Raw genomic sequence first — 14,579 nt, 5'->3', positions numbered from 1 at the left:
CCCCCCAGGCGCGAGGATCGGCCGGCCCATCCCGGCCGGAAGCCGAAGCTGCACTCCCGTCGACCACCCCCGAGGCGGCCGCAAGCCCCACGGCGGGCTCAGCGGACACCGGCCACTCTGCGGAGGAGCAGGGCGAGCCCCTGACGGAGCCGTTCACCAGCCAAGCGGGCGCGCGCGACGGCGAAGCGGGTTCTGCGGGGCGGTCGGCCGAGCCACCCACGGAGCCATTCGCCGGCAGCCGTGCCGGGCAGGGATCCGCCGAACCCCCGACCGAGCCGTTCACGAGCAGCCAAGCCGGTCCGGCGACCACCGCGCGAACTGCCGCGGCCGACTCGACCGAGCCCCCCAGCCCCGGCCGAGCGGCGAAGACACCCCAAACCCCTCAGCAACCCGCCACCCCCCGAACCGCCGCCGCCGCCGAACCCCCCACCTGGGCCGACGACACCCCGAACCTCACCCCAGCCCTCACCCTGGCCGCACTCGGCGCCATCGCGCTCACCGCCGCCGGGTTCGTTCCCGTCTCTCCCGCCGCCGGCCCCGGCTTTGCCGGCTGGCCCTGGCTTGCCCTGCTCGCGCTCGGTCCCGTCGCCGCCGCCGTGTGGCTCGCCACCAAACGGCCCGGGCTCGGTGGTGGGCTCGTCCTCGGGCTCGCCGCCCTCGCTCCGGGCCGGCTGGTTCTCGACCTCCAGTTCGCCGTCAACGGCCCCCTCACCATCCGGCCCGAGCTCTACCTCCCGGACCGGTTCCTCGGCAGCTCCGCCGTCGGCGCCGGGTTCTGGCTGCTCGTCGCCGGGCACCTGCTCACCGGCGCTGCCGGGGTGGCCGCCTGGCGGGCGCTGCGGAGCCACGACGAACCCGAACGACGGCGGTGGCGGCTGCTCGTCCCGCTGCTCGCCGTCGTCGCCGGGGCCGGGTTGCTCACCGCTCCCGTCCACTCCGGCAACGGCTTCCTGCTCGCCCGCGCCGCCTTCGAAGGGCCCTGGCCCGCCCTCGGCGGATACCTCCTGCTCGCCGCCGCGCTGCCGCTGGCCGCCGCGCTCGCGCTCGCCGCTCCGGCCGAACCCGTTGCGCGCGGTGCGCTTGCCGGGCTGGCCGCCGCGGCCTTCGCGGTCGCCGCGCCGCCCGTTCTCGCCGGGCTCTTCCGGGACGACCTGGACGTCGCCTGGGGGCCTGTGCTCGCCCTCGTCGCCACCGCCGGCATCGCCGGGCTCGCGGGCACGCGACTGACCGAAGCCGTCGCCGAAGGCACCGAGAACCTCGCCGGCGCCGCGAAACTGCCCAGCCTCTTCTGGTGGCGGCTCACCACCGGCCTGCTCGGCCTCGCCACCGCCGTCGCCGCGGTCATCGGTGCCCTCGCCCCGCAGGTCGCCGTCACCGCGCTGAACCCCGGCGCCGTCACGCCGGTCAGCGCCGCCGCCGACAGTCCTGCCCGGTGGTTCCTGCTCGTCGCCGCCGTCGTGCTCGCCGTTCCCGCCGCCGGGGTGCTCGTCACCAAGACCGCCGCCCTCGCGCGGCCGGTGCTCGGCGTCGTCTGGGCCGGGATCGTGCTCGCCGGCACCGCCGTCCTCAACACCGCGCTGACCGCCACCCAGGCCGGCAACCTCGCCGGCTTCGGGGGCACCGCCGCCCCCGTCTTCACCTACGACCTGGGCGCCGGCGCCGCCTGGACGTTCGCCGCGCTCGTGCTCGCCGCCCTGGCCGCGCTCGCCGCCGCCGGTACCGGGGTCGTCGAACGCGAGGACGCCGGGGAGGGCGCCACCCGCGGCAACGTCCTCGCCCCCGCCGTGGCCGGGGCGATCCTGGCCGTCGCCGCGTTCGGGCTGCCCGTCTTCGCCGTTCCCGGCTACGTCGCCGCCGGCCTCTGGTCCCGCTTCGACACGCCTTCGTGGGGCCTGCTGACCGCCGCCGCGGTCGTCGTCGGCGCGGCCGCGCTCGCGACGCGGTCCCGGCCGAAGCCGGCCGCCGCCCTGCTCGCCGGCGCCGCCCTGCTCACGGCCCTGCACGCCGCGGAACTGCCGCTCGTCGGCGGCTCACTGGGCGGGGCGAGCCCCGCCACCGGGTTCTGGGTCGCGCTCGCCGCCACGGCCGCGCTGCTCGTCGCCGCCGGGCTGGCAGTGAGTCGTCAGGGACGCCGTGCGCCGTGAGCGCCTCCGGGTGCTGCTTGTGGAGTTCACCCGGCCCGACCCCGCCGCCGTCGCGCTGGCCCGCGTCCTGCGCGACGACGGCATCGAGGTCGTCCACGCCGGCCGGCTGGACACGCTCGAACAGCTCCGCAGCACGGCCGACCAGGAAGACCCGGACGCGGTCGGCGTCCTCGGCGCCGCGCCACCCGATGCCCTCGAAGACGCGCTCGGTGACGTCCCCGTCTTCACGGCCGCGACCGCCGCGGAAGTGGTGAAACGGCTTGCCGGTGGGCGGACTCACACCGGGGAAGCACCGTCTGACCGCGCACGGTGACCGACTTCACCAGGTGCGGAGTCCCCTGCGTTCACGCAGGTCGCTAACCTCGACTGGTCCGACAGCGCGGTCCGGTAATGCGGACCACCACAGTGGCGTGTCGTCAGGAGACTGGAGTAGTGGACCTCTACGAGTACCAGGCGAGGGATCTCTTCGCCGCCCACGGAGTACCGGTTCTGCCGGGTGCCGTGGCTAGCACCCCCGAAGAAGCCAAGACCGCCGCGGAGCAGATCGGCAACCAGGTCGTCGTCAAGGCGCAGGTGAAGGTCGGCGGCCGCGGGAAGGCGGGCGGCGTCAAGCTGGCCCAGACGCCGGACGAGGCGAAGGAGAAGGCGGAAGCCATCCTCGGCCTCGACATCAAGGGCCACATCACGCGTCGCGTGCTGGTGGCCGAAGCCTCGGACATCGCGTCCGAGTACTACTTCTCCTTCCTGCTGGACCGCGCGAACCGCACGTTCCTGGCGATGGCGTCCTCCGAGGGCGGCATGGAGATCGAGCAGCTCGCGGTCGAGCGCCCCGAAGCGCTCGCGAAGATCCCGGTCGACGCGATCGCCGGTGTCGACAAGGCGAAGGCGCTCGAGATCCTGAAGGCCGGCAACTTCCCGGCCGAGATCATCGACGAAGCCGCCGACGTCGTGGTGAAGCTCTGGGAGACCTTCGTCTCCGAGGACGCCACCCTGGTCGAGGTCAACCCGCTGGTCCGCGACCCGCAGGACAAGATCATCGCCCTCGACGGCAAGGTCACCCTCGACGAGAACGCGGACTTCCGCCAGCCGGGCCACGAGGCCCTGGTCGACAAGGACGCGGAGAACCCGCTCGAGGCGAAGGCCAAGGCCAAGAACCTCAACTACGTCAAGCTCGACGGCCAGGTCGGCATCATCGGCAACGGCGCGGGCCTCGTCATGTCCACTTTGGACGTCGTGGCGTACGCGGGCGAGAAGCACGGCGGCGTGAAGCCGGCGAACTTCCTCGACATCGGCGGCGGCGCGTCGGCCGAGGTCATGGCGGCCGGGCTGGACGTCATCCTCAACGACACCGACGTGAAGAGCGTCTTCGTCAACGTCTTCGGCGGCATCACCGCGTGCGACGCGGTGGCGAACGGCATCGTCGAGGCCCTGAAGATCCTGGGCGACGAGGCCACCAAGCCGCTGGTCGTCCGCCTGGACGGCAACAACGTCGTCGAGGGTCGCCAGATCCTGGCCGACGCGAACCACCCGCTGGTCACCGTGGTGGACACAATGGACAACGCGGCCGACAAGGCTGCCGAGCTCGCCGCGGCAGGTGCGTGAGATGTCGATCTTCCTGAACGAGAACAGCAAGGTCATCGTCCAGGGGCTCACCGGCTCCGAGGGCATGAAGCACGCCACCAAGATGCTGAAGTCCGGCACGAACATCGTGGGCGGCGTCAACGCCCGCAAGGCCGGCCAGACCGTCACCATCGAGGGCAAGGACCTCAAGGTCTTCGGCACCGTCGAAGAGGCGATCAAGGAGACCGGCGCCGACGTGTCGGTCATCTTCGTGCCGCCGAAGTTCGCCAAGGACGCGGTCATCGAGGCGATCGACGCCGAGATCCCGCTCGCCGTGGTGATCACCGAGGGCATCCCGGTGCACGACTCGGCCTACTTCTGGGCCCACGCCGTCGCCAAGGGCAACACGACCCGGATCATCGGCCCGAACTGCCCCGGCGTGATCAGCCCCGGCAAGTCGAACGCCGGCATCATCCCGGCCGACATCACCGGCCCCGGCTCCATCGGCCTCGTGTCGAAGTCCGGCACGCTGACCTACCAGATGATGTACGAGCTGCGGGACATCGGTTTCTCGACCGCGGTCGGCATCGGCGGTGACCCGATCATCGGCACCACGCACATCGACGCCCTCGAGGCGTTCGAGGCCGACCCCGAGACCAAGGTCATCGTGATGATCGGCGAGATCGGCGGCGACGCCGAAGAGCGCGCCGCGGCCTACATCAAGGAGAACGTGACGAAGCCGGTCGTCGGTTACGTCGCGGGCTTCACCGCGCCCGAGGGCAAGACCATGGGCCACGCGGGCGCCATCGTGTCGGGCTCCTCCGGCACGGCCGCCGCCAAGAAGGAGGCCCTCGAGGCCGCCGGCGTCAAGGTCGGCAAGACCCCGAGCGAGACCGCCGTCCTCGCGCGTGAGCTGTACAACAACCTCGGCTGAGGTTGGCGCGTAACTCCTGGTGAGGCCGGGCCCCCGCACGGGGGCCCGGCCTTTCCGCGTTCGGCACGAAACCGCGCGGGGTATTCACGCGTCTGGTGGGCTGGTGGCCCCGGAGTGCGCTAGCGTTCTGCGCACACAAGCCGCCTCGTCTTCTTCCGGGCGCCCGCGCGCGCCCGGAGTGCCGGTCGAACCGACAGGAGTGCATCGATGACCTTCCCCAGCGGTGGGCCCGGCTACCCCCAGCAGGGTGGCGGCCAGCAGCCCCCCGGACCGCCGTCCAGTGGCTTCCCGGCGCAGCAGCCGCCGCCTTCGCACCAGGCGTCCTCCGGTGGTGCGGGCCTGCCGCAGAACCTCCCGCTGCTGCTTTCGCTGGTCGTCGCCGGCCTCGGCGTCGTGCAGTACTTCCTCGGCTTCTCCGACGACGGCGACGTCGGCCTCGGCGGGGTGTTCCTGCTGGGCGGCGGCCTGCTCGCCGCGATGCAGCTGCTGCCGAAGGGCCCGAAGACGCTGCCGTTCGCGGCGCTGTTCAGCGTCCTCGGCGCGCTCGGCGTCCTCGACACGCTGATCGCGATGCAGACGTCGCCCGGCATCGTCACCGTCATCCTGATCCTGGCGATCCTGCAGATGCTCGTCGCGGTCGGCGCGCTGCTGATCGAGCAGGACATCATCAAGCCGCCGTCGCCGAAGCCCGCCGCGCCGTCCTACAGCGGCCAGTACGGCCAGCCGGGTCAGCAGGGCCAGCAGCAGTTCGGCCAGCCGGGTCAGCCCGGCCAGCCGGGTCAGCAGTTCGGCCAGCCCGGCCACGGGCCGGGGCCGGTCGCCCCGACCGGTGAGCCGTCGGCGCCGTTCTCGCAGGGCCAGTACGGCTCGCCGAACCCGCCGTCGACCACGCCGCCGCCGGGTCAGCAGGCCACGACGTACGCCCCGCAGCAGGGCCAGTTCTTCCAGCAGCCGCCGCCGGAGAACCCGGGCACGCCGCCCGGCGGTTTCGGCAAGACGAACTGACGAAGTCCTCGAACACCCGCTGTGACGCTCTGTGTCACAGCGGGTGTTTTGCGTCCGGTGTGACCCGGTCGGGTGAGCCGGGCCGTCCGGCGGCGGCGTGGCTCACCCGGACGGAGCAGCCCGGATGTCAGGGTGCGGATCATGGAGCTGCTCACCGACGAACCCCACCCGCCGGGTGAAGCGGTGGGCGAACCCGGGCCCGGTCCCGAACCCGCCGCGGCGTCGCGGCCGCGCGTGCTGCTCGCCGCCGCGCTCGGCCCGCTGATCACCGGCTACGCCGCCGTCGCGACCGTGCTGGCCGTGGTCGCCCTCACCGCCGGCCGCGCCGCTTTCTCCGGCACCGGCGTGCTGCTCGCCGCCGGGCCCGGCTGGCTCGCCGCGCACCAGGTGCGCCTCGGCATCGGCGGGCACCCGCTCGGCGTGCTGCCGCTGCTGCCGACGCTGGGCGTGCTCGCGCTGACCGTGCGGACGGCGTCCGGCGCCGCCCGCCGCCTCGGCTGCCGGTCCTTCCGCGAAGCCCGGCCGGTGCTGGTTGCGATCACCGGGGCGCACGCGGTGTTCGGGCTCGTCGTCGCGCTCTGCGCGCAGGGCTCGCCGGTGACGGCGAACCCCGTGGCGGCCTTCGCCGTGCCCGGGCTGCTCGCCGCCGCGGCGTCGGTCGCCGGCATCGTCCGGTCGTGCGGGCTGCCGGACGCCGTCGCGGACCGCCTCGACCCGCTCGCCCTGCGCGGGCTGCGCACCGGCGCGACGAGCCTGGCGGTCCTGGTGGCCTGCGGCGCCGCCGTGTTCACCGTCGCGACCGGGCTGTCGTGGTCGACGGTGGCCAGCACGTACGAACCCGGCCTGGGCACGAGCGCCGGGCTCTTCCTGCTCTCGCTGCTGTACCTGCCGAACGCCGTGACGGCCGCGATGTCCTTCGTCACCGGGCCCGGGTTCTCGATCGGGTCGCTCACCGTCGGGATGTTCGGCTACCGCGGCGGCCCGGTGCCCGCCGTCCCGCTGCTCGGCGGCCTGCCCGAGCAGCACGCGGCCTGGTGGCCGGCGCTGCTGGTGCTGCCCGCGGCGGCCGGCGCGCTGGCCGGCTGGTCGCTGCGCAGGGTCGACGCCGATCCGGCGCAGCGCATCCGCGCGGTCGCGGTCGCCGGCGCCGTCGTCGCGCTCGGCTGCGTCGTGCTGGGGACGCTGGCCGGCGGGCGGCTCGGCGACGGCCTGTTCGATCCGGTGAGCGTCCCCGTCGGGGTCGCCTCGATCGTGGCGTTCTGCTGGATCGTCATCCCGGGTTCGTTCGTCGCCTTCTTCGCGGGCGAGCACGAGCCACCCGCGCCGCCGCCCGAAGCCCTCGAAGACAACGAGGCCTTCGAGGACGCCGACGACGTCGACCCCGAAGAAGCGTCCGAAGCCGTCGAGGAGCTGGAAGCGTCCGAAGAGGACGAAGCAGAACCCGACGAGGACGCGGAGTTCGAAGCCGAGGCCGACGCCGAGCTCGGCCTCGAAGACCCGCCACTTTCACGTGAAAGTGCCGCCTCTGCCCCCGCGCCACTTTCACGTGAAAGCGCCGCCGAAGTCGGCGAGGCTGTGACCGGAGGCACCGAGACCTGCGGCGACGTCGAGCCGGCCGAGGGCGACCGTTAGGGTTTACGTGACCTGGTGAAGCGCCGTGCGCCCGGCTGCGCACCGCCCGCGGCAAGGAGCCCGCTCTGTCTCAACGGTTGGAGCTGCCCACCCCGGTGAAGCTCGTCGTGCTCGCGTCGGGCTCCGGCACCCTCCTGCAGGCGGTGCTGGACGCCACCGGGCGGTCCGGTTTCCCGGCCAAGGTCGTCGCCGTCGGCGCCGACCGCACCGGTATCGAAGCCCTCACCCGCGCCGAGCGGCTGAGCATCCCGGCGTTCACCGTCCGCGTCGCCGACCACCCCGACCGCGCCGCGTGGGACAAGGCACTCACCGAGGCCGTCGCCGCGTACCGGCCCGACCTGGTCGTCTCCGCCGGGTTCATGAAGATCCTCGGTGAGCAGTTCCTCGGCCGCTTCACGGTGGTCAACACGCACCCGGCGCTGCTCCCGTCCTTCCCGGGGATGCACGCGGTCCGCGACGCGCTCGAAGCCGGGGTCAAGGTCACCGGCTCGACCGTGCACTTCGCGGACGCCGGGGTCGACACCGGGCCGATCATCGCCCAGGAGGCGGTCGTCGTGGAGAGCGACGACGACGAAAACGTCCTGCACGAACGGATCAAGGCCGTCGAACGCAGGCTGCTGGTGGAAACGATCGAGCGACTCGGCCGCGGTGGCTGCACCGTGGACGGACGAAAGGTGACATTTCGTGAGCACTGACCTGGGACGGCGCCCGGTCCGCCGGGCGCTGATCGGCGTCTCGGACAAGGCGGGCCTCCTGGACCTCGCGACCGGCCTGCACGCGGCCGGCGTCGAGATCGTCTCCACCGGCGGCACGGCGAAGGCCATCGCCGACGCCGGCGTCCCGGTCACGCCGGTCGAGCAGGTCACCGGGTTCCCGGAGTCGCTGGACGGCCGCGTCAAGACGCTGCACCCGAACGTGCACGCCGGGCTCCTGGCCGACCAGGGCAACCCCGACCACGTCGAGCAGCTGCGCAACCTGGACATCGCGGCGTTCGACCTGCTGGTCGTGAACCTGTACCCGTTCGCGCAGACCGTCGCCTCCGGCGCGAGCTTCGAGGACTGCGTCGAGAACATCGACATCGGCGGCCCGGCCATGGTCCGCGCGGCGGCGAAGAACCACGGCAGCGTCGCGGTCGTCGTCGACCCGGCCCGCTACGGCTGGGTGCTCGAGCGCGTCGCCGACGGCGGCTTCGAGTTCGAAGACCGCAAGCGTCTCGCGGCGCAGGCGTACGCGCACACGGCGGCGTACGACACTGCTGTCGCTTCGTGGTTCGCCAGCGCGTACGCGCCGGCGGACGACGCCGGCTTCCCGGACTTCCTCGGCGCCACCTGGGAACGCGCGGACGTCCTGCGCTACGGCGAGAACCCGCACCAGAAGGCCGCGCTGTACAAGAGCCAGAACCCGGGCCTGGCGCACGCCGAGCAGCTGCACGGCAAGGCCATGTCCTACAACAACTACGTCGACACCGACGCCGCCCGCCGCGCCGCGTACGACTTCGCCGAGCCCGCCGTCGCGATCATCAAGCACGCCAACCCGTGCGGTCTCGCGATCGGCGTCGACGTCGCCGAAGCGCACCGCAAGGCGCACGCGTGCGACCCGGTTTCGGCCTACGGCGGCGTCATCGCGACGAACCGGCCGGTCAGCCGCGAGGCCGCCGAGCAGATCGCCGAGGTCTTCACCGAGGTCGTGCTGGCCCCGGACTTCGACGCCGAAGCCCTGGAGATCCTGCAGCGCAAGAAGAACATCCGCCTGCTGAAGCTGCCCGCGGCCCCGGCGTTCCCGGTCGAGTTCCGCCCGATCTCCGGTGGCGTCCTGCTGCAGACGGCCGACGCGATCGACGCCGAAGGCGACGACCCCGCCAACTGGAAGCTCGCCACCGGCGCCCCGGCCGACGAGCAGACCCTGCGCGACCTCGAGTTCGCGTGGCGCTCGCTGCGCGCGGTCAAGTCCAACGCCATCCTGCTGGCCAGCGGCGGCGCGACCGTCGGGGTCGGCATGGGCCAGGTCAACCGGGTCGACTCCTCGCGGCTCGCGGTCTCGCGGGCGGGCGACCGGGCCAAGGGCGCGGTCGGCGCGTCGGACGCGTTCTTCCCGTTCCCGGACGGCCTGGAGGTGCTGGCCGAGGCGGGTGTGCGCGCGATCGTGCAGCCCGGCGGCTCGGTCCACGACCCCGAGGTCATCGCGGCCGCGGAGAAGGCGGGCGTCACCATGTACCTGACGGGGACGCGTCACTTCGCGCACTGATTCCGCGCTTCGAGAGGGAGGGCTCGATGCAGCAACCGCCGTACGGCCAAGGTCAGCAGGGGTACCCGGGCTATCCGCAGCAGCAGCCCGGGTACCCGCCGCAGCAGGGCTACCCACCGCAGCAGGGCTATCCGCAGCAGCAGCCGGGATACCCGCCGCCCGGGTACCCGCCCGCCGGCTACGGCGCGCCCGTGCCGCCGCCGAAGAAGAAGCGGACCGGCCTGATCCTCGGGATCGTCGGCGGTGTCGTGGTGCTGCTCGGCGCGGGCATCCCGCTGGGCATCTTCGCGAGCGACTACTTCGCGAGCACCGGCGCGGCGCCGTCGTCGGCGCCGGTGCCCGCCGAGTGCCAGGTCCCGGCGCCGGTGCTGGAGAAGGCGGGCTTCCCGAGCTTCGTCCTGGCCGGCCAGGGCGACCAGAACCTGCCGGGCATCAAGCAGCAGGGCTGCAGCTGGAAGCCGGGGCCGGACGAGAACGTCCGCGACGCCACCATGCACGTCCAGATCACCCGGTACTCCGGGGAGAGCGCGCGCGAGCAGGCGAACGACCTGTTCACGCCGAAGGCGCCGGAGCTGCCGCCGACGGAGGTCCGCGGCATCGGCGACAAGGCGCTGCTGGTCCGGCTCGCCACCAAGAGCGCGTTCAGCGGGTCCGAGCTGCACGTCCTGAAGGGCACGACCGTCGTCGTCCTCGAGGTGTCCGGCTGGGACAAGGGGTTCTTCGCGAACTCGCCGATGCCGCAGGAGGAGACCGACGCCGCCGTGCAGGCCGTCGGCGCGGAGATCGTCAAGAAGCTGCGTTAGGCGGGCGCGGGCAGCGCCTTGCAGAGCGCGACCGGGAACTTCCGTTCGGCGGCGAGGATCTCCGTGCAGCCGGCGGACCGGGTCCGCACGAACGACGTCCACCCCGCGTCGCTCCAGCGGAACGCGGTGCGGGCCGGCGGCTCGGCCTGGTGCTGCGGGACGTCGAGGAGCAGCCAGGCCGGGTCGCAGGCGCGGGTGGTGCCCGGGCCCGCGGCACCGGCGGCGGACACCGCGGCGCCGATCCACGCGGGATCGCAGTGGTCGGCGGGCGGGGCGCAGGTGCCGCGGGGATCGCAGTGGCCCCAGCCCGCGCCGAGCTTGTGCCAGGCGCTGCCGATGTCGGCGTTGAGGATGACCGTCCGGTCCGCGACCGGGTCCGTCGTGGTCAGCCGCAGCTCGGCGGCCACCTTTTCCTGGCAGCCGCCCGCCGCGGACCGGGTCGTGTAGACGACGTCGGCGCGGATGTCGGTCTTCGCCTCCAGGACCTGTTCGATCCGCGCTTCGCCGACGCAGCCGGGGTCATTGCCGGGCAGCGAGATCTGCACGAACAGGCTGCGGTCGTCCGGTCCGGGGCGGATTCCGGTGACGTCGGCGCGGAACGAGCGCCACTGGGTGCCGACGGTCGTCGGCGCCGGGGCCGCGGCGGTGGCGCCGGAAACGCCGCAGGCCGCGGCCGCGCCCACCGCCACGAGCACGACGCCCAGGATCAGCCGGCTCCGCGGTTCGGTCATCGCCACCCCCCAAGTCCACCGGGGAATCTAGCCGACGCCGCAGCGTCAGGCGGCCGGACCGGGTTTTTCGCGCAGGGTGACGGCCTTCTCCAGGTAGACCGCACCGCGGATGTGGCCGCCGGCGGCGGGTGCGGCGGTGAGCCGGTAGCCGGCCCGCTGGTAGAGCGCGATGTTGCGGGTGCTGCGCGCCCCGGTGAAGAGAGCGAACCACCGGGCTTCGGCGGGTGCCTGCGCTTCGGCATGGGCGAGCAGCCGCCGGCCGTAGCCGCGTCCGGCAAGGTCCGGCGCGACCATCAGCCTGCCGAGTTCCCACCGGTCGCCGTCCAGGCGGGCCCGCACGGCCCCGACGAGGCGGTGGTCCTGCCGCAGCACCCACACCGACCACGTCTTGGTCCAGTCGCGCACGTCTTCGAGGGTTTCGTGCAGGGCGGGGATGTCGAGGGTGTCGTTGAGGACGGCTTCCTGCACCCAGCAGCAGCGTTGCAGGACCAGCAGTTCCGGGACGTCTTCGGGGCGGGCGTCGGTGAGCTCCACGCGGTCTGTCTAGTGACCGGCTGCCGTGCGGGCAACTTCATTACCGTGGTGGCGTGCCGGGTGCTGCGCCGGCGCCGCCGCGCGGCCGGCCTTCCGGGCCGCGGTCCCCACTAGTGGGTGACTTGACACCTCCTGTGGTTCACGGTTGACTGGACTACGTCGAACAGATGTTCGACGCGATGCCGCCGCCTTCCCCGCGGCGAACCAGTGCCGTCGGTCGCGTTTTGGGAGAGGCCCGACCGCCGGCCCAGTCCGTGGTGGGGAGGTGCGTGCGGTGACCGCTGTGGTGGAGCCGCCGGCGGCCCGGCTGGCGGCCCTGCCCGGGGTCAGCACGGCGAGCCGGATGGCGTCGCGGGGGTCGCGGGCCGAGCGGGCCCGGGTGCTCCCGGTCGTCCCGGCGCTGGCCGGGCTGCTGCCCGAAACCGGGCTCCGGCGCGGGAGCACGGTGGCGGTCCACGGGGGAACGTCGGTGCTGCTGGCGTTGCTGGCGGCGGCCACCACGGCCGGGTCGTGGGCGGCCGTGGTCGGCATGCCGTCGCTGGGGCTGGCGGCGGCGGCCGAGTACGGGGTGGACGTCACCCGCCTGGCCCTGGTCCCGCACCCGGGCGTCGAGCTGCCGGCAGTGGCGGGGGCCCTGCTGGACGGCGTGGACCTGGTGGCGCTCCAACCGGAGACGCTCAAGCCCGCCGTAGCGCGCCGGCTGTCGGCCCGGGCCCGCCACCGCGGCGCGGTACTGCTGTCGGCGGGCGCCTGGCCCGGGGCGGACGTCGAGCTCGCGTGCCGTCGTGCAGCCTGGTCCGGCCCGTCCGACGGCTACGGCCACCTCCGCTCCCGCCAGGTCGAGATCCGAGCCCACGGCCGCGGCGCGGCGGCCCGCCCGGTCCGGGCAACGCTGCACCTCCCGGCCGCCGACGGCACGGTCACCCCCGCACTCCCGTCACCCTCGCTGCGCGAGGCCACAGCATGAACCCCCACACCCAGCCCCCGTGTCGTCCCTTCAATCACGCGTGTCGCCTCCCCAATCACGCGAGTTGCCCCGCCAATCACGCGAGATCCGCGCTCAATCACGCCAGTTACGTCCCCGATCACGCGAGATCGGGTTCTGATCACGTGGGATCGGGCCTCGATCACGCGAGCCGACCGCCGGGGTACGCGGGCCGGCTCGCCGGGGACGCGGGCCGACCGCCTGGGCACGCAGCCCGACCTTCCCGGTACGCGAGCCGGCTCGCCGGGTACCTGTGTCGTCCGCCCAGGTACGCGTGTCGTCCGCCTGAGTACGAGGGTCGTCCGTTCAGGTGCGCCAGCCGGCCTTCCAAGTACGCGAGCCGCCCCCACCACCTCCGTCCGCGTCGCGTCGGCGGCCGGAGCCGGGAGGCCTCATGACCGTCCCCAGCCAACGCGGCACGGAGAACCGCGGCCCCACCCGCATGCTGGTCCTCTGGTGCCCGGACTGGCCCGCCGTCTCCGCTGCGGCCGTCCACCACGTTGCCGCCGATCGGCCTGTTGGTGTCTTCAGCGCCAACCGGGTCGTTGCCTGCAACGCCGTCGCGCGGCGGGGTGGGGTCCGGCGGGGGATGCGGCGGCGGGATGCCCAGTCGAACTGTCCCGAACTCGCCGTCTTCGCGGCCGACGACGGGCGGGACGCCCGGCTCTTCGAAGACGTCGCGTGCGCCGTCGAACGGCTTGTGGTCGGGGTCGAAGTCGTGCGGCCCGGGCTCGTTGCCGTTCCCGTCGACGGCGCCGCCCGGTACTTCGGCGGGGAACACGCGCTCGTCGAACGGCTTCTCGACGAGATCGCCGCCGCGGCCGGGGTCGAATGCCAGATCGGTGTCGCCGACGGCCTCTTCGCCGCGACGCTCGCCGCGCGCCTGGGCACCTTCGTCGAACCCGGGCGGGCCGCCCACTTCCTCGCGCCGCTTCCGGTCACCGAGCTCGACCAGGCCGAGGCGGACCGGGCGGAGCTCGTCGACCTGCTGCGACGGCTCGGGCTGAAGACGCTCGGCGCCTTCGCCGCCCTGCCGGAACGTGACGTCGCCAACCGCTTCGGGGTCGCCGGGCTGCTCGCCCACCGGCTGGCGCGCGGCCACTCCGAACGGCCGCCGCTGCGCCGCCGTCCGCCGCCCGAACTCGGTCTCGTCGAGGAGTTCGACCCCGTCGTCGAACGCGTCGACGTCGCGGCGTTCCTGGCCAAGGGCCTCGCGACGCGGTTCTGCGGCGCCCTCGCCGGGCATGGCCTCGCCTGCACCCGGCTCGGCATCTACGCCGTCACCGCGGAAGGCGAACACCTCGGCCGCGTGTGGCGGTGCGCGGAACCGCTGACGCCCGACGGCGTCGCCGATCGCGTGCGCTGGCAGTTCGAGGGCTGGCTGCGCGCCGCGCCCGCGCAGCGCCCGACGTCCGGCGTCGTCCGGCTGCGGCTCGAACCCGAGGAAGTCGTCGAAGGGCGATCGCTGCAGCTCGACCTCTGGCGCACCGGCGGCTCCGGTGACGAAGACGAGCGCGCGGCCCGCGCGTTCGTGCGGGTCCAAGGACTGCTCGGGCCCGAAGGCGTGCTCACCCCGGTGCTCGACGGCGGCCGCGACCCCGCGGGCCGCGTCCGGCTGGTGCCCTGGGGCGACCCGCGCGAACAGACGACGCCGCCGGACGCGACCTGGCCGGGGCGGCTGCCGACCCCGTCGCCGGCGACGGTCCTCGCGCGGCCGGTGCCGGCGCAGGTCTTCGACGACGACGGCCGGCCCGTCGGCGTCACGGGCCGCGACCGGCTGACCGCACCCCCGCGACGGCTGAGCATCGCGGGCGGCCCGGGCCGGGAGGTCGTCGCCTGGGCGGGACCGTGGCCGCTGTCCGGCGACCGACGGCGGCCGGGGCCGCGGCGGGCGCGCCTGCAGCTGGTGCTGGCCGGCGAAGGCGACGGGCCGCCCGAAGCGGTGCTGGTGCACTGCGCGGGCACGGAAAATCCACTGTGGACGGTCGAGGGAGTGTACGACTGAGC

Annotated in this window: 13 protein-coding genes; 11 read left to right on the top strand and 2 right to left on the bottom strand. The window is 73.8% G+C overall.

Translation table 11 applies throughout. The annotated features are described in order from the left end of the window. Positions 1-596: 596 nt before the first annotated feature. From BLW76_RS04705 to BLW76_RS04665, 9 genes are all read left to right on the top strand, one after another. Positions 597-2,144, top strand: a complete 1,548-nt coding sequence (locus BLW76_RS04705) for a hypothetical protein (RefSeq protein ID WP_244170040.1) — start codon at positions 597-599, stop codon at positions 2,142-2,144. Continuing rightward, positions 2,134-2,457 (top strand): hypothetical protein, encoded by a 324-nt coding sequence (locus tag BLW76_RS04700; RefSeq protein ID WP_091304609.1) that lies wholly within the window; start codon positions 2,134-2,136, stop codon positions 2,455-2,457. Before BLW76_RS04705 ends, BLW76_RS04700 begins: the two co-directional genes overlap by 11 nt. Positions 2,458-2,576: 119 nt before the next feature. Further along, positions 2,577-3,746, top strand: coding sequence for an ADP-forming succinate--CoA ligase subunit beta (gene sucC / locus BLW76_RS04695; RefSeq protein ID WP_091304608.1), 1,170 nt, complete (start codon positions 2,577-2,579; stop codon positions 3,744-3,746). Between the two features lies 1 nt (position 3,747). Further along, positions 3,748-4,638, top strand: a complete 891-nt coding sequence (gene sucD / locus BLW76_RS04690) for a succinate--CoA ligase subunit alpha (RefSeq protein ID WP_091304607.1) — start codon at positions 3,748-3,750, stop codon at positions 4,636-4,638. 207 nt (positions 4,639-4,845) lie between these two features. Beyond that, positions 4,846-5,643: a DUF5336 domain-containing protein gene (locus BLW76_RS04685; protein WP_091304606.1), complete on the top strand. Its 798-nt coding sequence runs from the start codon at positions 4,846-4,848 to the stop codon at positions 5,641-5,643. Positions 5,644-5,775: 132 nt separating this feature from the next. Continuing rightward, complete coding sequence (locus BLW76_RS04680; protein ID WP_091304605.1) at positions 5,776-7,275, top strand: cell division protein PerM; 1,500 nt, start codon at positions 5,776-5,778, stop codon at positions 7,273-7,275. Between the two features lie 77 nt (positions 7,276-7,352). Then, entirely contained in the window at positions 7,353-7,970 is a 618-nt protein-coding gene (gene purN, locus BLW76_RS04675) for a phosphoribosylglycinamide formyltransferase (RefSeq protein ID WP_091304604.1), read from the top strand. Next, positions 7,960-9,519: a bifunctional phosphoribosylaminoimidazolecarboxamide formyltransferase/IMP cyclohydrolase gene (gene purH, locus BLW76_RS04670; RefSeq protein WP_091304603.1), complete on the top strand. Its 1,560-nt coding sequence runs from the start codon at positions 7,960-7,962 to the stop codon at positions 9,517-9,519. Before purN ends, purH begins: the two co-directional genes overlap by 11 nt. Before the next feature lie 26 nt (positions 9,520-9,545). Then, the gene (locus BLW76_RS04665; protein WP_091304602.1) at positions 9,546-10,322 is read left to right on the top strand and encodes a hypothetical protein; all 777 of its coding nucleotides are present in this window, start codon (positions 9,546-9,548) and stop codon (positions 10,320-10,322) included. Here the strand turns inward: BLW76_RS04665 and BLW76_RS04660 are convergent. Beyond that, entirely contained in the window at positions 10,319-11,053 is a 735-nt protein-coding gene (locus BLW76_RS04660; RefSeq protein ID WP_091304762.1) for a hypothetical protein, read from the bottom strand. The two genes, BLW76_RS04665 and BLW76_RS04660, sit on opposite strands and share 4 nt — an antisense overlap. Before the next feature lie 45 nt (positions 11,054-11,098). Further along, positions 11,099-11,587 carry a GNAT family N-acetyltransferase gene (locus BLW76_RS04655; RefSeq protein ID WP_091304601.1) on the bottom strand — a complete coding sequence of 163 codons (489 nt, stop codon included), beginning with the start codon at positions 11,585-11,587 and terminating at the stop codon, positions 11,099-11,101. 274 nt (positions 11,588-11,861) lie between these two features. Here BLW76_RS04655 and BLW76_RS04650 point away from each other — a divergent pair, with 274 nt between their 5' ends. Together BLW76_RS04650 and BLW76_RS04645 are read left to right on the top strand one after the other, a co-directional pair. Further along, positions 11,862-12,554, top strand: a complete 693-nt coding sequence (locus BLW76_RS04650) for a hypothetical protein (RefSeq protein ID WP_091304600.1) — start codon at positions 11,862-11,864, stop codon at positions 12,552-12,554. A 460-nt stretch (positions 12,555-13,014) separates the two neighbouring features. Next, positions 13,015-14,577 carry a DNA polymerase Y family protein gene (locus BLW76_RS04645; protein ID WP_167384477.1) on the top strand — a complete coding sequence of 521 codons (1,563 nt, stop codon included), beginning with the start codon at positions 13,015-13,017 and terminating at the stop codon, positions 14,575-14,577. Positions 14,578-14,579 lie beyond the last annotated feature (2 nt).

Source organism: Amycolatopsis tolypomycina, from assembly GCF_900105945.1.
In the GTDB taxonomy this organism is placed as follows: domain Bacteria; phylum Actinomycetota; class Actinomycetes; order Mycobacteriales; family Pseudonocardiaceae; genus Amycolatopsis; species Amycolatopsis tolypomycina.
The sequence above is the reverse complement of the archived record's forward strand: the minus strand, read 5'-3'. Positions and strand labels throughout refer to the sequence as shown.